Below are 18,318 nucleotides of genomic sequence, written 5' to 3' on the forward strand. Positions count from 1 at the left end.
TACAGAAAAGGAATTTCATGAAATTGATAGGAATGTTAGATTCACCCTATGTCCGCAGGGTGGCGATATCTTTGCAATTGCTGGATTTGCGCTTCGAGCACCAGTCACTTTCGGTGTTTGGTGGTTTTGCCGAATTCCAGCAAATTAATCCTGTGGTCAAAGCGCCCACGCTAGTCTGCGATGAAGGTGCAGTGCTGATGGATTCTAGCCTGATACTGGAGTTGGCCGAAGCCATGGCGGCGCCCGGCAAGAGTTTGCTGCCAGCGACATTCGCCGAGCGTCAGCATGCCCTGCGTTTGATAGGTTTGGCTTTGGCGGCTTGCGAAAAAAGTGTGCAAATCGTGTATGAACTCAAGCTCAGACCGGCCGAAAAAATACACGCACCCTGGTTGGAGCGAGTGCAAGGACAGATGCTGGCCGCTTACACGGCACTAGAGGCTGAGTTACAAGCGCAGCCCTTAAGTTTTGAGAATCGGGGATACACCCAAGCCGGAATCAGCACCGCAGTGGCTTGGCATTTCACCCAGCAAATGCATGCAGAGATGGTGCCTGCTACGCGTTTCCCTGCTTTGCAGGCATTTTCAGTGCGTGCCGAGGCACAGGCGCCCTTCATGGCGGCACCGCATGGTGCGAGTACTTATTTTGATCGCTGAACAATCTTGAGCTAGCTGTGGTAGCAAAATAAGAACGAAAAAAACGGCGCCTGAGCGCCGTTGTCTATTTCGAACTAAAATTTACATTTGGAAAGAATTGGTTTTTTGACGGCGACGTGCCAGGAAACCAAACAAGCCCAAACCGCCTAATAACATGGCGTAGCTAGATGGTTCAGGTATCGCAGGAATCGCATTGTAGGCGACCACATTGCTCAAGCTAAATTTCATATCGTTGAAATCTTTATCGCCACCACCGAAGGCGTCTTCAAAGCCAACAGTGGCCGAGTGATGCTTACCTAATACCGCGTTCGCATGGAAAACATTGTCGGCATTTAAACTCGCTAAGCCGCTAGAGAAAGTATATTTAGTGTTTTTTACATACAACTGAAAAGTTAATGCGGTACCTTGTACAAACTTACCCAGATCAACATATTGACCTAATGTCGACGTTTGTCCGTTAAAGATTTTTTTGCCGTTGAAATACAAAATATCGGTGTAGCCGGCATCGGAGCCCAAAAACGTCGCGTAAACATGGCCAGTCTTGGCAACTTCTAAGCTTCCACCGGCGATAGTGATGACGGGCGCTTTAGCATGAGCGGCAAATGAAACTAGGGAAATCAGGGCAGCGAGTGCAAACTTCTTCATGGACATTGAGTTTTCCGGTAGGTAAAATGAGAAGACAGAATTCTACGTTGTTTAAAATATAAATAGATGTCTGAGTAACATTAAACTGACGTAAAGTTGAAAATATTTTTGCTTTTCATCTTGTAGTTTGAAGTTTACATTCCACTCGGAAATACTTACGGTCTTTGCCATCCACGACAGTTCTAGATGCTTGCTCTAACAGTTCGCAGGTTTTGCCCTAGACCTAGTTTTATAGTTTGCTCCACACCAGTGGCGCGCCCTTGGCATCAGTGACTCTCATCATTTCTTTGAAGGCGCGCGCCTGTACTTTATCGGGTAAGCGCACCAAGTCGACGCTGTCAACAAATTGATCGCCTGACATAAATGCCCAAGTATAGAATTTCAATGTGGTCGCCGCTTTTTCTGGATTGATGCTGGCTTGTTGCATGATCACGAAAGTGCCCATGGTAATTGGCCAGGCATTGCTGCCAGGCTTATCAGTGAGCATTTCCTCGAAAGTGCCTAAGGATTTCCAGGCGCTGGCATTTAAGGCGGCAGAGAAGCTGGCCGCGCTTGGCGCCACGAAGTTGCCATCGCGATTTTTGAGTTGTACAAAATCTAGCTTATCTTGCACCACATAGTTGAAATCGATATAGCTGATCGCGTACGCTGTCTTCTTGAGACTGGTGACTATGCTACTGCTGCCTTTGACTGCAGTTAAATCTTTATGCCAGGTGATGCTGAAATTTTTTCCATAACTGGTTTGCCAGTCGCTACTCATCTTGCTCAGGTAGTCGGTAAAGTTATAGGTTGTGCCTGAGCCGTCAGAGCGTACGATGACCTCAATGCCCTTATTCGGTAAATTTAAATTCGGATTGAGTGCGCTGATTTCGGCATCGTTCCATTTACTGATTTTACGAGAGAAAATCCCTGCCAATACGCTGCCACTGAGGCGTAATTCGCCCGCTTTAATGCCGGGAATATTCACCACAGCTACCACACCGGAAATCGCCGATGGAAATTGGATTAGGCTGAATTTTTTTAAGTCTTCTTGACTCACGGCGACGTCGCTAGCGCCAAAGTCTACGCTTTTTTCTTTGATCTTCTTAATCCCTGCAGACGAACCTTGCGACAGGTACTCGATCTTCAAATTGGTTTTCTTTTGAAAAATTTCCGACCATTTATTGTAAAGCGGCGCTGCCGCCGAAGAGCCTGCGCCAGTGACCTCGGCAGCTGTGGCTGAGGAGGCTAGTGATAAATAAAAAAATATCTGTATAAATAATAAGGAAATGAGTCGCAGCATGTTGATAGTGGAGTTGAGTCGTTAATAAAGGCTTTTGATTGATTGCAACTGACAAAAAATCGCTCTAGCGTCCAAGTACAGTCTTCGGCGCTACGCCGGGCAGGAGCGAATTTGTGTAAGTTTAATTGATATTGCCATATCGCAATTATCAATGAAATTTATGACTAAGTGATGAAACCTCGCATTGTAATGCCGTCGTCACATTTCAGACTTAGATTCCATCCATCTTCTTCTTATTAGTTTATGCATTTATAGGACTTACGCAAAACCGCCCCAGCGGCTTTGTATCCGCCTTGCCGTACTCAAGTACTGTCTTCGGCGGCACGCCTAGCTGGGACAATTTTTGCGTAAGCTCAAATTTATTAAAAAAAATAGTATTGTGCAAATTAAGTAAATTGTTTATATTATTAATAGTGTTTAACATTAGGAGCTTCAAATGAATACCAAATCAGAGATTGCTGTAACTGAAAATACCAAGCTAGCCGCCGCGCCGGACGCTAATGCGCCACTAGTCGTCGCCAAAAAAACACCCCAGTCGGCAACGGGCACGGTTAACAGCGCTGCTGCAAAAGTCATTGTTAAGAAGCCGCTAGTGAGCAAAGCGCCGCCTGCGAAAGTAGCTGCGCCAGTAAAAGCTGCAAGCCCTGCCAAAAAAGCGATCGTGGTCAAAGCCGTGAGCAAGCCTGCGCCAAAGGCGGTTGTAAAAACACCGGCAAAAGCAGCAGTGAACGCACCAGCGAAAGCGGTAGCGACAACGCCAGTTAAAGCCATCGTTAAAGTAGCGGCAAAAGCGCCTGCCAAAGCACCTATCAAAGCGGTGCTTGCGGCTAAGCCTGCCACGCCGGCTAAAGCAGTAACTCCAGTGAAGACAGTCAAACCTGCGGTGGCAAAACCAACACCAAGCACCTTAGCGAAAGAAAAAGCTAAGAAAGAAAAACTGGTACGCGATAGTTTTACTATGCCAGAGCCGGAATATGCGGTGCTCGGGCAAGTGAAAAAAGCGTGTCTGTCCGCGGGTGTAGAAGTGAAAAAAAGCCAGTTGCTGCGCGTAGGACTATTGTTGCTCAGTCATACAGACGTCAAGAGCCTGGCAAAGTTGATCGCCAATCTGGCGCCTTTAAAAGCTGGGCGTCCTAAGAAAGAAAAATAAACGGTTCTGCTGTTTTTCGGGGCTAAAAATCTAGAATAGTAAGCTGACAGCCGCACGATTTATTCGTGCGGCTGTTGTATTTTTATCTGTCATAAAACCGACATCAAACTGTCATCGCCTTGAAGTAATCCTACTTTATTCTTCGTCCGTCAACTGACTAAAAGGATAATAAATGAGATTACTCACGCTACCTGCAGACGCTAATCCTAGTTTTTCTAAACTAGCTTTAAGCTTGGCCAGCACCTCCAAAGAGATCAAGGAAGTGCAGCGCTTGCGTTACAAGGTATTTATCGAAGCCATGGGCTTATCCGCCTTAACCAATCCCGATGGTTTAGATAAAGATGAGTTTGATGAGCACTGCGATCATTTGATCGTACGCGACACCAAGACCCTGAAAGTGGTCGGTACTTACCGCATCCTGGGGCCAAATGCTGCGCGCCATATCGGACGCTATTATTCCGAAACCGAATTCGATTTATCCCGACTGGCAAATATCCGCGGCAGCATCGCCGAAGCGGGGCGCGCCTGTATCCATCCCGATTACCGTAGCGGCACCGTGATCATGATGTTGTGGGCCGGTCTGGCGGCGTATATGCAGCGCGAGCGCTGCACCTATCTGATCGGTTGCGCCAGCATCAGTCTGACCGATGGCGGGCATAATGCGGCGGCGATTTGCCGTAGCTTTAAAGAGTCAGACTACGCGCCGCTTGATTATCGCGTGACGCCGCATCTGCCTTTCCCAATCGAAAATATGGATGAGGGCCATGTGGCAAGAATCCCGCCTCTGTTAAAAGGTTATCTGCGCGCTGGTGCCTGGGTCTGCGGCGATCCGGCCTGGGATCCGGATTTTCATTGCGCCGATTTGTTTGTGATGCTGCCTTTAGCGAATCTGGATAATCGCTACGCCAAACACTACGGCACCGGGGAGTAAATAGCATGAAACCTGCAGACCAGTTTCTGAATAAAAAAATGAATCGCAAGCTGTTTAATCCCAGCAAAAAAGAAGTGAGTCGTTTTCGTACTATTTGGATATCTGATCTGCATCTGGGCACGACTGGTTGTCAGGCCACCCGGCTGCTGGAATTTTTACAGGCCACCGAGTCGGAAACACTGTACCTGGTGGGCGACATCATTGATGGCTGGCAGCTGAAGCGGCGCTGGTATTGGGATCAAGCGCATAACAACGTGGTGCAGTTGGTATTGAAGAAGGCCAAGAAGGGCACCAATGTCATCTTTGTGCCAGGTAACCATGATGAGGCGGTGCGTCAGTTCATCGACCTCGATTTTGGCGGTATCAAGGTCAGGGACGAATTGATACACGTCACTGCTCAGGGCAAGCGCATGCTGGTCTTGCATGGCGATCGCTTCGATGGCGTGATCGCCTGCGCCAAGTGGCTGGCCTATGTTGGCGATAGTTTGTACACCATGATCTTGAAATTTAATCAGGTATTGAATACTTGGCGCGCGCGCCTAGGTTTGCCGTATTGGTCGCTCTCGCAATATCTGAAACTCAAAGTCAAAAACGCCGTCAGCTATATCAGCTCGTTTGAAAATGCACTGGCCGATGAGGCCCGTAAGCGCGGCCTTGATGGTGTCATTTGCGGCCATATCCACAAGGCAGAGATTCGCGATATCGACGGCATCACCTATTGCAATGATGGCGATTGGGTAGAAAGTTTATCGGCGCTAGTCGAGGATGCCAACGGTGCCTTGCGCCTGGTGAGTTGGCATGAGATCGTGCTTGGCGAGCAAGCCATAGAAGAAATGCCGGAACTGGTGATGGCCTCGAATTTGCATGCCTAAGCAGATCAGATAAATTTCTGCACAAAAATCTGTGCCTGAATACTGATAAATAGCTGGTGGCGAAATACTGAGTTGTGTCGGTAAACTTTACAGTTGTTGTTGGTTTTTCTTGTTTATGTTTTTTAAGTAATTGTTTTTATTCAGTTTATTTTGTTTTTGTTTATGTGGCTTGATATTTGCTTTAGATTAAATTAACTGCGGTTATAAACCGCTTAATCGATAGCAAAAACACCTTTATTTCGGAGCGCAAACATGAAACGCCACCTGTCAGCAATCGCCATTACTTTGGTTTTAGGAGCTTGGAGCCAGTTTAGTCAGGCCGCCGTGATCAATTTTGAAGACATTGCAACTTCCGCCGGCAACACTGTTTTTGATACCTCGCCGGATGCATCAGGTGGATTTTTATTCACTTCGCCGAGTAATCACATCCACCGTGTCAATCAGTCTGGGAGCTTCGGTGACTCCGGCTCAACTAATCTGATGATTCATGATAACGGCGGGGCAAATGCTGGTAATGGTCTGACGATGACTAAAATTGGCGGCGGCACCTTCGGTATGAGCAGTGCCTGGCTCTCAGAGGGGTTTAGTAATTTTGGTGCAAAGCAAGTACACATAGTTGGTAGTCTCTTCGGTGGCGGCAGTGTTGTATTGGACTTTACTCTGGATGGTATTTTTGACGGAGCTGGCGGACTGAATGATTTTCAGACTGTGAATTTTGATGGATCTTGGAATAATCTGACCAGCGTCGCCTTTAATGGCATAGGTGGAACTGCCAATGAACACGCTTGGAGTATAGACAATATTAATGTAGGTGAAGCGGCAACGACAGTTCCAGAACCATCGACACTGGCCTTGATGGCTCTTGCTATGGCGGGGCTTGGCTTTATGCGCAGACGCAAACAAGCTTAATCTCAATGCGCTTTTGACTAGACCTCGCGACTGCGAGGTTTTTTTATTTGATTGTGAAATCGCTTGCGCAATGTTGATGCGCCTGCTGGCATGATTTGGCCTGCAAAGGCGCATGGATGCTGGGTTTAACTTGTCAAAGCTAGCTTTTTAACGTAGCCCAGAAATAAGATTATTTCACCACCAGTTCAGGTGTCATGATGGCTTTTAGGTAAATATGTAGGCCTTCAGTTTCTTTTTGTTTTTGGCTGATCCACCAGACATTGCCTTTGCGCACTGCGCATTCATCCTGAAATGGGGCGATCAGCCGTGCGGCGACCTGACCGAGATAAGGTTGGTGGCCTACGATCAGGACTTGCTCGCGGCTGTTAGGCCAGTTGGCAGCAGCTAGCACTTGCTCCACGCTGGCATCCGGCGCTAGCTCATGCACTACCTTGAATTTCCTATCCAGGGCAGCCATGGTTTCTCTGGTTCTTAAGGTCGGACTGACCAAAATCCTACAACTCTCGGTCAGATTGCTGTCTAGCCAACGTGCCATCTTGATGGCTTGCTTGATGCCTTTGGGTGTGAGCCTGCGGGCCTCGTCGGGCAAGTCAGCGTCGCCCGGTTCCGCTTCTGCATGTCGCCATAAAATTAGATCCATAGTGCGCTCTCTGATCGTGGCGGGCTGGTCGACATGGTGCACTTAGTCTTCGCTTACCGAGCCTAGGGCTTGCATCAGCGTGGCTTGGGCGCAAAAGACGACTTGCTTGGCGCGTGCTTTCTTGCGTTCATACTGACCTTCATCATCGAGCACCCAGGCATTCACATTATCCTTCAGGTAGGGCTCCAGTCCTTCCGACATCACACGCTTTTTAAGCGCCTTATCCAGAATTGGAAAGGCCACTTCGATACGCCGGAACAGATTGCGGCTCATCCAGTCCGCGCTGGCCAGATAGGTGTCGTGTTCAAGATCATTACGGAAATAATAAATCCGCGAATGCTCGAGGAAACGTCCGATGATGGAGCGTACTTTGATGTTTTCAGACAGGCCAGGCACGCCAGGGCGCAGCGTGCAGGCGCCGCGTATGATCAAGTCTATTTTGACGCCATCGGCCGAGGCCGCATACAGGGCGCGAATCACTGATTCATCAACCAGTGCATTCATCTTGGCGATGATGCGGCCGGGCCGGCCTTCGCGGGCGATGCGCGCTTCGTTACGGATTGCCTTGATAATCTGCGGCTGCAGTGCAAACGGTGCCAGCCATAAATAGCTGAGTTTATTCGGCTTGGTTAAACCAGTCAAATGGATGAAGACTTCATTGACCTCGGCCGCCATCTGCGGATGCGCCGTCAGTAAGCCGAAATCGGTGTAAAACTTGGTGGTAGATGGGTGATAATTGCCCGTGCCTAAATGGGCATAGTGACGCAGTACACCACCTTCTTCGCGACGAATTACCAAGGCCAATTTGGCGTGAGTTTTTAGTCCAACCACACCGTACACAACTTGTGCACCCGCTCTTTGTAGCTTGTCTGCCCAATTGATATTGGCTTCTTCATCAAAGCGTGCCATTAGCTCGACTATCACCGTGACTTCTTTGCCCTGGCGCGCCGCTGTGATCAAGGATTCCATTAAATCGGAATTCATGCCGGTGCGGTAGATGGTCTGTTTAATCGCTAACACGTTCGGGTCTAAAGAGGCTGAACGTATGAAATCGATGACCGTCTGAAATGGTTGAAATGGGTGATGTAATAAGACGTCCTGCTTTTGCAGCAGAGAAAAAATATTCGTGTTGCTCAGTTTGACGCTGGCTTTCGCGGCAAACGGCGGGAAGCGAAGATTTGGCTGCTTAATATGGTCTACCAATTCAGACAGGCGCACCATGTTCACAGGACCATCGACTTGGTATAGCCTATCTGCATCTAAATTAAACTGCTCTAATAAGAAATGTGAAAGTTCCTCAGGGCAGTTTTTTGCAACCTCTAGGCGCACTGCGACGCCAAACTGCCGTCCTTGCAATTCACCTTGTAGTGCATGCCTTAGATTTTTAACTTCTTCTTCATCTACCCATAGGTCGCTGTCGCGCGTCACCCTAAACTGTGAGTAGGCCAGCACTTCACGCCCATTGAATAAGTCGCCAATATGCGCATGGATAATGGATGACAATAGGCAGAAAGAGACGCCTTTAGTGGATAGCTCATCCGGCAGACGTATTACCCGTGGTAATACACGCGGTGCCTTGACGATAGCAATGGCAGTGCCGCGTCCGAACGCGTCCTTGCCAGCCAGAGATACAATGAAATTAAGACTCTTGTTGACCACCTGAGGAAAAGGATGCGCCGGGTCTAAGCCTATCGGTGTCAATAAAGGACGAACCTCTCTATCGAAATAGGCTTTCACCCAAGCACGTTGCTCCTCGTTCCTGTCGGTGTGACGTAACAGATGAATACGTTTACGAGCTAACTGCGGCAGAATTTCTTGATTCAGAACTTCATACTGGCGGGTTGCCAGTTGATGGCATTCAGTAGCAATACGCTCCATCATGGCTAAAAAACTAGGGTGCTGGGCGAGCTCCCCATCAATAGTATTTTGTGCCAAGAGGCTGGCAACCCTCACTTCAAAAAATTCGTCGAGGTTGCTACCGACTATACATAAGTAACGCAAACGCTCTAGCAAGGGGATGCTGCGATCTTCGGCTTGCGCCAACACGCGCCAGTTGAAGGCGATTTGTGACATTTCTCTGTCGAGAAAGACCACTGCACGCGACAGCTCAGGCTTAGGCGGAACTTTGCTTATTTTGTTCACTGGGCTGACCTCGCTATCGCTGGCCTTAGCATTTTTCGCATTGTGCACGATAGTTGCGCTATTCGAGACAAGTAGGTCTGGACTGACTTGCTTTGAGTCGGGCGTCGTGGAAACTTCTTGGTCTTGCATCGTCTTTTGCATGTCATAAAGCCTTCTGTCTCTGGTGACACTCATTCTAAACAGCTAATATGACAAGTTTATGACAGATTATTACGGTTTACGTAATCATTTCGTAATTATTTCAAGTGCGTCATAATCTTGTCATAATCGGCTAGTACAGTTCGTTTCGTGATACAGAAGTTGAAATATGAAGTTTTTTGAATCAGCTCGAACATTTAACCCTGAGGTGTATATGCAAGTGAAACGTGTCCTTAAATCTCTGGTCATTGCTGTTGGTGCAGCGATCGCCTTTTCTAGCGTACATGCAGCCGATATGACAGGTGCTGGCGCAACTTTCCCTTACCCGATTTATGCGAAGTGGGCAGAGTCTTACAAAAAAGCGACCGGCAATGGCTTGAATTATCAGTCCATAGGTTCTGGTGGCGGGATTAAGCAGATCAAGGCTAAGACCGTTGATTTCGGTGCTTCCGATATGCCTTTGAAGGCCGAAGATTTGGATGCTGAAGGTTTGACCCAGTTCCCAGCAATCATTGGCGGTGTGGTTCCGGTGGTAAATATCGAGGGGATTGCTCCAGGTAAAATGAAAATGACGGGCGATGTGATCGCTGCGATTTACATGGGCAAGATTACAAAATGGAACGCTGCTGAAATTACTGCATTGAACCCAGGCCTACAATTGCCAGCTGCAGATATTACTGTGGTGCATCGTTCTGATGGATCTGGTACGACTTTCCTGTGGACTGATTATCTGTCCAAGGTAAATGCTGAATTCAAAACTGTGGTTGGTTCTTCGACTGCAGTTAAATGGCCAGTCGGTTTGGGCGGCAAGGGCAATGAAGGCGTTGCTGCTAGCGTCAAGCAAATTAAAAATTCTATCGGTTACGTAGAATATGCTTACGTCAAAAAGAACAAAATGACCTACGCCCAGTTGAAAAATATGGATGGTCAATTTGTTGAGCCAGATGATGAAAATTTCAAGGCAGCTGCAGCTGGTGCTGATTGGGTAAAAACGCCAGGTATGGGCGTGGTACTGACGAATCAACCAGGTAAGTCGACCTGGCCGATCACTGGCGCTTCATTTATTTTGATGCACAAGGCGCAGGCTGATGCTGAAAAAGGCAAAGAAGTTTTGAAGTTCTTTGACTGGGCTTTCAAAAATGGCGGCGCCATGGCGACAGAATTGGAATACGTTTCCTTGCCACCTGCTGTGATTAAGTTGATCGAAGATGGCTGGAAAGCCAAGCTGAAAGATACTAGTGGTAAGGCTTTGTGGTAAGTCTGCTTGCCGTAAGTTTGCCTTTCGTAATTGAGCTTACTCCTCGTAGTTTTTAGTAATTAAAACGTAGAAAGCTAGTGACAAGTGTAGGTCACTAGCTTTCTCTACAGATGGAAACCCTATTCCATGAATACCCAACCAGCTCCTATTGTTATGTCTTCCACTCAAGCTCAAGCTGCGGTTCAAGTTCAGGCAAATTCCTTGTCTTCGAGTAATGCTGCGCCTGTGAATATGCATAAAGTGATGCGGCGTCAGCAATGGCAAGATTTTCTATTTCATAAGCTCACCTTTAGCTTCGCCTTATTGGTGTTGCTGGTGTTGCTAGGTATCATTATTTCCCTTTTCATCAACGCCTGGCCTGCAATGCAGGAATTCGGTTTCGCCTTCGTCACCACCATAGAGTGGGACCCGGTGAATGATAAATACGGCGGCCTGATTGCTATTGTCGGCACTTTGGCGACATCGTTTATTGCCTTGTTGATTGCTTTCCCTATCAGCTTCGGCATCGCCTTATTTTTGACGGAAATTTGCCCGCCCTGGCTAAAGCGCCCACTCGGTACGGCCATCGAATTGTTGGCCGGTGTTCCTAGTATTATTTATGGTATGTGGGGCTTGTTTGTTTTTGCACCTATATTTTCAGAATACGTGCAACCTGCACTGTCTGCCACTTTGGGTAAATTGCCGGTAATCGGCATGTTATTTTCTGGTCCTATGATAGGCATAGGTATTTTGTCGGCAGGCATGATCTTGGCGGTGATGGTGATACCGTTTATTTCTTCGGTAATGCGCGATGTGTTTGAAGTGGTGCCGCCAGTATTAAAAGAATCGGCTTACGGCTTGGGTTGTACCAAGTGGGAAGTGGTACGAAAAATCGTCTTACCCTACACAAAAATCGGCGTAGTTGGCGGTGTGATGCTGGGCTTGGGGCGTGCTTTAGGCGAAACCATGGCGATCACCTTTGTGATCGGGAATGCGCATAAACTCTCCTGGTCGTTATTTGCCCCAGGTAATAGTATCGCCTCCACACTGGCAAACGAATTTGCCGAGGCCGAGACGGTCTTGCATACCTCATCTTTATTCTTGCTTGGTCTAATCTTGTTTGTAATTACTTTCATCGTCTTGTCAGCGGCTAAATTAATGCTGTTGGGCTTGAGCAAAAAAGAGGGAGCGAAATAATGACAACGATTAATAATGCCGTATATCAGCGTCGCTTATTGATGCATAAAGTAGGTATAGCCTTGTCGTCGATAGCGATGGCAATCGGCGTGTTTTTTCTGATGTGGATCTTATTCACCTTATTGGTCAAAGGATTTTCAGCTCTGAGCATCAGCCTGCTGACCGAAAGTACGCCAGCGCCAGGTAGTGAGGGCGGTGGCCTGATGAATGCCATACTGGGTAGTTTAATGATGGTTGGCACGGCCACTTTGATCAGTACTCCTATCGGCATCCTGGCTGGCATTTATTTGGCCGAGTATGGCGATAAAAGTTGGTTCGGTGGCGTGACGCGTTTTGTCACCGACATCATGCTGTCGGCACCATCGATCGTGATAGGTTTGTTCGTGTATGCGATCTATGTTTTTCATGTCAAACATTTCTCAGGTTGGGCCGGTAGTATTGCGATTTCTCTCATCGCTATTCCCGTCATCGTACGGACTACGGACAATATGCTAGGTTTGGTCCCGACTAGTTTGCGTGAAGCCGCATTTGCACTCGGTGCACCACGTTGGAAAGTCGCCTTGTTGATACGCCTGCGGGCTGTGAAAGCTGGCGTAATGACGGGTATTTTATTGGCGGTTGCACGTATCTCCGGCGAAACCGCACCTTTATTGTTTACCGCTCTGAATAATCAGTTTTACAGTTCGAATATGAATCAGCCTATGGCTAACTTGCCGGTGGTGATCTATCAGTTTGCCATGAGCCCTTATGATAACTGGCGCGAATTAGCCTGGGGCGGTGCTCTGTTGGTGACCTTTAGTGTTCTGACCCTGAATATTTTGGCGCGCACCGTGTTCAGCCAAAAAGTAAAAAATTAAATTTTTTTGGAAAATATTATGTCGACTCCCAGCATTACACCAGACAAGATGGCTATAGAAATTTCAGGTTTGAATTTTTTCTACGGCACTACCCGCAGTTTGCGCGACGTGAATTTAGGTATCCGCGATAAAAAAGTGACGGCCTTCATTGGCCCATCTGGTTGTGGAAAATCCACGCTATTGCGTACTCTCAATCGTATGTATGAGCTTTATCCTGGCCAACGCGCCGAAGGAAAAATCATGTACAACGGTAAAAATATTTTGGAAGCCTCACAAGATATTAATTTGTTGCGCGCCAAAGTAGGTATGGTTTTTCAAAAACCTACGCCTTTCCCTATGTCGGTGTATGACAACATCGCTTTCGGTGTGCGCCTGTACGAAAACTTGCCTAAGGGTGAGATGGATGAACGTGTCGAGTGGGCCTTGAAAAAAGCAGCACTCTGGACCGAGGTCAAAGACAAGTTGAATAAGAGCGGCTTGAGTCTGTCTGGCGGCCAGCAACAGCGTCTGTGTATCGCGCGTGGAGTTTCGGTTAAGCCTGAGATCTTATTACTGGATGAGCCAACCTCTGCGCTGGACCCTATCTCTACCGTGAAGATAGAAGAATTGATCCATGAATTAAAGCAGGATTACACGATCGCCATCGTCACGCACAATATGCAACAAGCTGCGCGTTGCTCTGACTATACCGCCTATATGTATTTGGGCGAGTTAGTCGAATTTGGCGAGACCGATCATATCTTCATGAATCCGGTAAAAAAAGAAACGCAAGATTACATTACGGGCCGTTTTGGTTAATTCCTTAGCCCTTTTGATAAAAATTTAGGAGCATACGATGACAGGCGAACATTCTTCAAAGCAGTACGACACCGATTTGGAAACCATACGTTCCAAGGTCTTGCTGATGGGCGGCTTAGTAGAGAGCCATTTTCATGATGCCATGGCTTGCTTCCGTAGCGGCAATATTGTACAGGCGGCGGCCGTCATCAAGTCCGACGAGGAAGTTAATCGTCTGGAAGTCGCTTTGGATGATATGTGCAGTCACTTAATCGTCAAACGTCAGCCAGCTGCCAACGATTTGCGTACCGTGATGGCTACCGGCAAGGTGATTACCGATCTGGAACGCATTGGTGATGAGTCGACCAAGATCGCGCGCATTGCACACGAAGCGCATGCCAGACATAAAAACATTGCGATGTTTAGCGGCTATGAGACGGTACGCGTTCTGGCTAGTAGCGTGGCCGAGATGCTGCATCAGTCTTTGGATGCTTTCGCGCGTCAGGATGGCGACAAGGCGCTTAAGTTGATCGCTTATGACGAAATTATCGACAATGATTTCCGCTCTATCATGCGTAATTTAATTACTTTTATGATGGAAGATCCAAGCACAATTTCTTCCTCATTAGATGCATTGTGGGTGGCTAAGGCGATAGAGCGTATCGGTGATCACGCCAAAAACATTGCCGAGCATACTATCTATATTGTAGAAGGCAAGGACATACGGCATTCCGATTATGTCGCCACTAAGCAAGGGACTATCGCTAGTAATTCATGATGGCAGCCGATAAAACGACAATACTCATCGTTGAAGATGAGCCCGCCATTGTGGAGTTGGTGACTTTCACTTTGCGCGCAGCTGGTTGGGAAACTTTTGCAGTCAATAACACGGCAGAAGCCTGGGAGTTTCTGCAGCGACGCACACCGCAATTGATTTTGCTAGATTGGATGTTGCCAGATCAAAGTGGTTTGCGACTACTCTCCAAGATACGCTCAGACCGGCATTTTAATGAAATGCCTGTCATTATGCTGACCGCCAAGAGTATGGAGGAAGACAAAATTGCCGGCCTGGATCATGGTGCCGACGACTATGTAACCAAGCCATTTTCTCCTCGTGAGTTGACAGCCAGGATCAAGGCGATGTTGCGTCGTAAGAGCCCTGAGCATGCTCAGGGCACGCTGGCCGCTGGCAGTATCGTGTTGGATCCGGTCAGCTGTACCGTAAAAATTGATGACAGTAAGGTCGAAATTGGTCATGCCGAATACAAGTTGTTGAAGTTTTTTATGGCGCATCCGGAGCGCGTGTTCTCGCGCAGCCAATTGCTCGATAAAGTATGGGGCGACCATGTGGTCATCGAAGAACGTACCGTCGATGTGCACGTATTACGCCTACGTAAAGTCTTGAAGTCGGCTGAAAGTCTGATCAAGACGGTGCGCAGCGTAGGATATATGCTGTCTGAGAAATAGTAGGAGCTATGGGCACGGCAAATTACTAATTTTGCGGTGCCCGATTTTCAATTGACGACGCTGGCTGTTGATAGCGTGATCAGTCCCAGATTATTAAAATAATTAAAATACCAATACTCTATTACAGGTTCTAATGCATCCCCATCTTGTATTCTGGATTTCCGCGGTCGTGCGGATGATCATCGTTTTAGTTGCTTCCTCAGTGGCAGGATTTTTCTGGGGGCTAGTTCCAGGATTAGTGCTGGCGATGTTAGGGATGATGACGCTGATTTTCGTGCAATTGAATTACTTATTGCGCCTGGCGGACTGGCTGGATCAACCGAGTAGCTCGCACTTGCCTGATGGTTGGGGAGCCTGGACGGAAGTGTTTTCGAGGCTCTACAAACTACGTCGTGGCGATGAAAAAAATCAGGCTGAATTGGCCGAGTGGTTGGCGCGTTTTCGTCAGGCTATGAGTCTATTGCCGGATGGTGTTGTGATCATGGATGATGTGATGTTTCTGGAGTGGTGTAACCCAGCTGCAGAGCAACATTTGGGTTTGAGTCTGAGTCAGGACAAGGGCATGCGCGTCACTAATCTGGTACGCACCCCAGAATTTATCGATTACATTATTCTCGGTCGCTATGAGACCCCGCTGACTTTAAGTTTTCGCGAACGCAAGCTGATCGTACATATTATTCCGTTTGAAAACCGTAGGCAGATTTTGGTGACTCATGATGTGACTGAGTCTGAGCGTATCGATATGATGCGACGTGATTTTATTGCGAACGCCTCGCATGAACTGCGTACTCCACTGACTGTGATTAATGGCTTTCTGGAAATCGCTTCCATGCAGCCGGACATGGAAGTCTCAATACGCTCATCGCATCTTAAACTGATGTCTGAGCAGGGCGAGCGTATGCAGCGTCTGGTGGAAGATATGCTGACGCTGAGTCGTCTGGAATCGATGGAGTATTCCGTGCATCATGAAGCGATCGATATGCACGGTATGTTGGTGCAGATTTTGCAGGAAGGTGAAGCCCTGTCTGCCGGGCGTCATCAACTTAGCTTGCAGTATGACGGTCCGGATATTCTAGGTAGTGCCGATGAAATTCGCAGCGCCTTCTTGAATCTGCTAACCAATGCGATACGCTACACACCAGAAAAAGGGAAGATTACTTTGATTTGGGAAAATTGCCCGCTAGGCCCAAAATTCATCGTTCAAGATGATGGCATAGGCATTAGTGCTGAACATATATCACGCTTGACTGAACGGTTTTATCGGGTCGACAAGAGTCGCTCGCGCGAAACTCAGGGTACCGGCTTGGGCTTGGCGATCGTCAAACATGTCTTGTTAAGACATAAAGCGCATTTGTTGATAGAGTCTACGCCGAATGTAGGCAGTAAATTCTGCGTACAGTTTCCTGCTAATGTCATTTTACTCAATTAAAAAAAGCGCTCCAGAATCTGGAGCGCTTTTTTTTGAGTGCTCGCTGGGTTAGCTCCAGATCTGCAAAAAATAGTAGGGAATTATTTCTCTATGGCGATGGTTCTTTTTTGTAGCCAGTCTAAGGCTTTGCCGCTGACGTGCGGTGTGAGTCTTTGTAAAACAATGGCGTGGTAGTCATTGAGCCAATTCAACTCATCCTCTCTGAGTAGCGCCAGATCCAGGCAGCGGCTATCAATCGGGCACAGTGTCAGTGTCTCAAACTTCAGATACTCGCCGAACTCGGTGCTGATTGCTGGTACGCATAGCATCAGATTTTCTATACGTACGCCCCATTTTCCCGGGCGATAAATACCAGGCTCATTCGAGGTAATCATGCCCGCTTGCATCACCATGTGCTGATCCGGAATCGCCATGCACGAGATCGATTGCGGTCCCTCGTGGACATTGAGGAAATAACCAACCCCGTGACCGGTGCCATGGCCGTAATTGATGCCTTCAGCCCAGATCGGCGCGCGCGCAGCCGTGTCTAAAACGCTGGAGTAAGTACCGCGCGGGAACTGCATGCGTGACAGCGCAATCATGCCCTTGAGAACCAGGGTAAAGTCGCGTTTTTGTTCCGCCGATACTGTGCCTACCGCAGCCACGCGTGTGATATCGGTGGTGCCGTTGAGATACTGTCCACCTGAATCAATGAGCAATAGTCCGTCACCACTGATGCTCGCATGCGACTCGGGCGTAGCTCGGTAGTGTGGCATGGCACCGTTGGCGTTGTAGCCGGCAATGGTGCCGAAACTGGCGCAGATAAAATGCGGCTGGCGGGCACGGGCGGCGGTAATTTGCTGGTCTAATGTCAGTTCGGTGATTGCTTGTTTTCCTAAGTTCTCTTCAAACCAGCTAAAAAATTCGCACAGGGCGGCACCATCTTGCGCCATGGCGTCTCTGACAAACTGCGCCTCGTCTGCCGATTTAATCGATTTACTCAGCACCGTAGGGTTGATCGCTTCTATGATGCGCACCTGTGCTGGTATCGCTTGTTTAAAACCCAGCGTGATGCGGCGAGGATCGATCAGTAAACACGCGTCGTTTGCTAAGCTCGCCAGCGCACTGGCGGCCTGCTCGTAGGGCTTCAGAGTAATGCCATCTTCAACCAATGCTGCTGCCAGTTCTGCGGGAATTTTTGGCAGGACGATAAATAGCGTGGCGCTTTCTAGTGTGATTAAGGCATGCGCTACAAACACCGGGTTATAGCTGACATCGGCGCCGCGCAGGTTAAATAGCCAGGCAATATCGTCCACCGTAGAGATGAAATGACAGTTTGCCTTTTTCTCTGCTAACTGTTGTCGCAGCCTTGCGATTTTTTCAGATCGGCTTACTGTGGCAAACGGTGCGGCATGTTGATAGATGGAGGCCTCAGGCAAGCTGGGGCGATCTAGCCAGACTTGCTCCAGGAGATCGTATTCAGTAGTGAGACGTATGCCCTGCGCTTCCAATGCAGATTCTAAGGCGCGAGCATTGGCTAGCCCTAACACTGCGCCATCGACCCCGACGACCTGATCAGCACGCAGATTGGTAGCGAGCCAATCCAGATGCAAAGTAGCGGCAGCTGTGGGAATCTTCATCATTTGTATGCCAGTGCCAGCTAGCTGCTGCTCGGCTTGCGCCCAATAACGGCTGTCTACCCATAAGCCTGCAAAATCAGCGGTAACGATCAGTGTTCCTACTGAACCGGTAAAGCCTGAGTAATGCTGGCGCCCTTGCCAGCGCTCGGGCAAATATTCGGACAGATGCGGGTCGGCAGACGGGATCAAGTAGGCATCGATACCATGCTCTCGCATGGCGTGACGCAATTGTTGCAAACGTAGCTGGATGTCAGAAGTGATGCTGTTTGGGTTTGAGCTGGTCATAGGATAATGAAGCTGTAGGAGTTTCAGTGAGGGGAGTGCGGTCGACTTGTGATCGATCGTTAATTAAGTATACTGTAAATATACTTAA

General features: G+C 48.2%; 17 protein-coding genes. 12 read left to right on the plus strand and 5 right to left on the minus strand.

What is annotated here, in order from left to right; translation table 11 throughout:
- The first annotated feature begins 17 nt into the window (after positions 1–17).
- Entirely contained in the window at positions 18–653 is a 636-nt protein-coding gene (locus EJN92_RS14875; protein WP_126128544.1) for a glutathione S-transferase, read from the plus strand.
- An 81-nt stretch (positions 654–734) separates the two neighbouring features.
- On the opposite strand, the gene EJN92_RS21460 is transcribed toward EJN92_RS14875, so the two are convergent.
- Both EJN92_RS21460 and pstS (EJN92_RS14885) read right to left on the minus strand, forming a co-directional pair.
- On the minus strand, positions 735–1,298 hold the full coding sequence (locus EJN92_RS21460) for a DUF4114 domain-containing protein (RefSeq protein WP_157984372.1): 564 nt from the start codon (positions 1,296–1,298) through the stop codon (positions 735–737).
- A gap of 229 nt (positions 1,299–1,527) precedes the next feature.
- Entirely contained in the window at positions 1,528–2,580 is a 1,053-nt protein-coding gene (pstS, locus tag EJN92_RS14885; protein ID WP_126128545.1) for a phosphate ABC transporter substrate-binding protein PstS, read from the minus strand.
- 436 nt (positions 2,581–3,016) lie between these two features.
- Between pstS (EJN92_RS14885) and EJN92_RS14890 the strand changes: the two genes are divergently transcribed.
- From EJN92_RS14890 to EJN92_RS14905, 4 genes are all read left to right on the plus strand, one after another.
- Positions 3,017–3,730 (plus strand): hypothetical protein, encoded by a 714-nt coding sequence (locus EJN92_RS14890; RefSeq protein ID WP_227869861.1) that lies wholly within the window; start codon positions 3,017–3,019, stop codon positions 3,728–3,730.
- 172 nt (positions 3,731–3,902) lie between these two features.
- Positions 3,903–4,661, plus strand: a complete 759-nt coding sequence (locus EJN92_RS14895) for a GNAT family N-acetyltransferase (RefSeq protein WP_126128546.1) — start codon at positions 3,903–3,905, stop codon at positions 4,659–4,661.
- Positions 4,662–4,699: 38 nt separating this feature from the next.
- Positions 4,700–5,533, plus strand: coding sequence for a UDP-2,3-diacylglucosamine diphosphatase (locus tag EJN92_RS14900; protein ID WP_407701559.1), 834 nt, complete (start codon positions 4,700–4,702; stop codon positions 5,531–5,533).
- 252 nt (positions 5,534–5,785) lie between these two features.
- Positions 5,786–6,442 carry a PEP-CTERM sorting domain-containing protein gene (locus tag EJN92_RS14905; RefSeq protein ID WP_126128548.1) on the plus strand — a complete coding sequence of 219 codons (657 nt, stop codon included), beginning with the start codon at positions 5,786–5,788 and terminating at the stop codon, positions 6,440–6,442.
- A gap of 169 nt (positions 6,443–6,611) precedes the next feature.
- Here EJN92_RS14905 and sixA read toward each other — a convergent pair whose 3' ends face one another.
- Positions 6,612–7,082, minus strand: coding sequence for a phosphohistidine phosphatase SixA (gene sixA / locus EJN92_RS14910; protein WP_126128549.1), 471 nt, complete (start codon positions 7,080–7,082; stop codon positions 6,612–6,614).
- A gap of 42 nt (positions 7,083–7,124) precedes the next feature.
- A complete protein-coding gene (gene ppk1, locus EJN92_RS14915) occupies positions 7,125–9,155 on the minus strand; it encodes a polyphosphate kinase 1 (RefSeq protein ID WP_265415617.1) in 2,031 nt (676 codons plus the stop codon).
- A gap of 421 nt (positions 9,156–9,576) precedes the next feature.
- On the opposite strand from ppk1, the gene pstS (EJN92_RS14920) reads away from it, so the two are divergent.
- The 7 genes from pstS (EJN92_RS14920) (at position 9,577) to phoR (ending at position 16,326) form a co-directional block, all read left to right on the plus strand.
- Positions 9,577–10,620, plus strand: coding sequence for a phosphate ABC transporter substrate-binding protein PstS (gene pstS, locus EJN92_RS14920; RefSeq protein ID WP_126129954.1), 1,044 nt, complete (start codon positions 9,577–9,579; stop codon positions 10,618–10,620).
- A 231-nt stretch (positions 10,621–10,851) separates the two neighbouring features.
- Positions 10,852–11,796, plus strand: a complete 945-nt coding sequence (pstC, locus tag EJN92_RS14925) for a phosphate ABC transporter permease subunit PstC (RefSeq protein ID WP_227869837.1) — start codon at positions 10,852–10,854, stop codon at positions 11,794–11,796.
- Positions 11,796–12,653 (plus strand): phosphate ABC transporter permease PstA, encoded by an 858-nt coding sequence (pstA, locus tag EJN92_RS14930; RefSeq protein WP_126128551.1) that lies wholly within the window; start codon positions 11,796–11,798, stop codon positions 12,651–12,653. The genes pstC and pstA overlap by 1 nt, the downstream gene beginning before the upstream one ends.
- Positions 12,654–12,671: 18 nt before the next feature.
- The gene (pstB, locus tag EJN92_RS14935) at positions 12,672–13,451 is read left to right on the plus strand and encodes a phosphate ABC transporter ATP-binding protein PstB (RefSeq protein ID WP_126128552.1); all 780 of its coding nucleotides are present in this window, start codon (positions 12,672–12,674) and stop codon (positions 13,449–13,451) included.
- Positions 13,452–13,488: 37 nt separating this feature from the next.
- On the plus strand, positions 13,489–14,208 hold the full coding sequence (phoU, locus tag EJN92_RS14940) for a phosphate signaling complex protein PhoU (protein ID WP_126128553.1): 720 nt from the start codon (positions 13,489–13,491) through the stop codon (positions 14,206–14,208).
- The gene (gene phoB / locus EJN92_RS14945; RefSeq protein WP_126128554.1) at positions 14,208–14,897 is read left to right on the plus strand and encodes a phosphate regulon transcriptional regulator PhoB; all 690 of its coding nucleotides are present in this window, start codon (positions 14,208–14,210) and stop codon (positions 14,895–14,897) included. Before phoU ends, phoB begins: the two co-directional genes overlap by 1 nt.
- A 133-nt stretch (positions 14,898–15,030) precedes the next feature.
- A complete protein-coding gene (gene phoR / locus EJN92_RS14950) occupies positions 15,031–16,326 on the plus strand; it encodes a phosphate regulon sensor histidine kinase PhoR (protein WP_126128555.1) in 1,296 nt (431 codons plus the stop codon).
- Positions 16,327–16,406: 80 nt separating this feature from the next.
- On the opposite strand, the gene EJN92_RS14955 is transcribed toward phoR, so the two are convergent.
- Positions 16,407–18,230 carry an aminopeptidase P family protein gene (locus tag EJN92_RS14955; RefSeq protein ID WP_126128556.1) on the minus strand — a complete coding sequence of 608 codons (1,824 nt, stop codon included), beginning with the start codon at positions 18,228–18,230 and terminating at the stop codon, positions 16,407–16,409.
- Between the last annotated feature and the right edge of the window lie 88 nt (positions 18,231–18,318).

Source organism: Undibacterium parvum, from assembly GCF_003955735.1.
GTDB classification, from domain to species: domain Bacteria; phylum Pseudomonadota; class Gammaproteobacteria; order Burkholderiales; family Burkholderiaceae_D; genus Undibacterium; species Undibacterium parvum.

Bases quoted from the DNA above. Each gene is read 5' to 3' on its own strand.
- EJN92_RS14890 (WP_227869861.1), top strand. From the start codon at position 3,017: ATGAATACCAAATCAGAGATTGCTGTAACTGAAAATACCAAGCTAGCC.
- ppk1 (WP_265415617.1), bottom strand. From the start codon at position 9,155: ATGTCACAAATCGCCTTCAACTGGCGCGTGTTGGCGCAAGCCGAAGAT.
- phoU (WP_126128553.1), top strand. From the start codon at position 13,489: ATGACAGGCGAACATTCTTCAAAGCAGTACGACACCGATTTGGAAACC.
- pstC (WP_227869837.1), top strand. From the start codon at position 10,852: ATGCATAAAGTGATGCGGCGTCAGCAATGGCAAGATTTTCTATTTCAT.
- EJN92_RS21460 (WP_157984372.1), bottom strand. From the start codon at position 1,298: ATGAAGAAGTTTGCACTCGCTGCCCTGATTTCCCTAGTTTCATTTGCC.
- EJN92_RS14900 (WP_407701559.1), top strand. From the start codon at position 4,700: ATGAATCGCAAGCTGTTTAATCCCAGCAAAAAAGAAGTGAGTCGTTTT.
- EJN92_RS14875 (WP_126128544.1), top strand. From the start codon at position 18: ATGAAATTGATAGGAATGTTAGATTCACCCTATGTCCGCAGGGTGGCG.
- pstA (WP_126128551.1), top strand. From the start codon at position 11,796: ATGACAACGATTAATAATGCCGTATATCAGCGTCGCTTATTGATGCAT.
- EJN92_RS14895 (WP_126128546.1), top strand. From the start codon at position 3,903: ATGAGATTACTCACGCTACCTGCAGACGCTAATCCTAGTTTTTCTAAA.
- pstS (WP_126129954.1), top strand. From the start codon at position 9,577: ATGCAAGTGAAACGTGTCCTTAAATCTCTGGTCATTGCTGTTGGTGCA.
- phoR (WP_126128555.1), top strand. From the start codon at position 15,031: ATGCATCCCCATCTTGTATTCTGGATTTCCGCGGTCGTGCGGATGATC.
- sixA (WP_126128549.1), bottom strand. From the start codon at position 7,082: ATGGATCTAATTTTATGGCGACATGCAGAAGCGGAACCGGGCGACGCT.
- phoB (WP_126128554.1), top strand. From the start codon at position 14,208: ATGGCAGCCGATAAAACGACAATACTCATCGTTGAAGATGAGCCCGCC.
- pstB (WP_126128552.1), top strand. From the start codon at position 12,672: ATGTCGACTCCCAGCATTACACCAGACAAGATGGCTATAGAAATTTCA.
- EJN92_RS14905 (WP_126128548.1), top strand. From the start codon at position 5,786: ATGAAACGCCACCTGTCAGCAATCGCCATTACTTTGGTTTTAGGAGCT.
- pstS (WP_126128545.1), bottom strand. From the start codon at position 2,580: ATGCTGCGACTCATTTCCTTATTATTTATACAGATATTTTTTTATTTA.
- EJN92_RS14955 (WP_126128556.1), bottom strand. From the start codon at position 18,230: ATGACCAGCTCAAACCCAAACAGCATCACTTCTGACATCCAGCTACGT.